Source organism: Haloferax sp. Atlit-10N (assembly GCF_003586325.1).
In the GTDB taxonomy this organism is placed as follows: domain Archaea; phylum Halobacteriota; class Halobacteria; order Halobacteriales; family Haloferacaceae; genus Haloferax; species Haloferax prahovense.
In genome coordinates this window covers 1-452 of sequence record NZ_PSYX01000163.1, presented here as the reverse complement: position 1 = coordinate 452, position 452 = coordinate 1, and the positions used below count along the sequence as shown (strand labels likewise).

1 protein-coding gene is annotated in these 452 nt (G+C 53.5%); it reads right to left on the bottom strand.

Annotated features, from left to right (window positions below; all coding sequences use genetic code 11):
- Positions 1-291, bottom strand: a 291-nt coding sequence (locus tag C5B91_RS21670; protein WP_119713053.1) for a type IV pilin, incomplete at its 3' end; no start/stop codon positions are given.
- Positions 292-452 lie beyond the last annotated feature (161 nt).

Sequence of the window (452 nt, the reverse complement as noted above, 5' to 3'; positions counted from 1 at the left end):
TGTTGCTCCAGTAACCGATACAGAGAGCCGCTCGGCCGCGATTTGCGAACCACTCTCGTGGGTTATCTTGAGTACGTCTCCTTGCACCCCGTCACCGCTGCTCGCACCCGCTGAGTTGTTCTCGTAGTCGAAGCTGAAGCTCGCCTGCGGAGCGGTCGCCGTCTGTTCACCCAGTCCCAGCACGAACGTCCCGATGACGGCCGCGAGGATGACGGTAATCGCGACCATCAGAATCACACCGATGACCGGCGACACCGCGTCGTCGTCTTCGAATAGTTGTTTGAGTTTCATGTGTTGTCTCTCGTATACATAAGCGGTTTATCCGCGGAAATCCCACCCGGAGTTCGGTATGTATGGATGCTACATGGGCACTCTCGAACATAAATCTAATCGAGTATTAGACAACAAAAATGACGTTCATTGCTAGCACACAGTTCAGATGGAAGTCACGA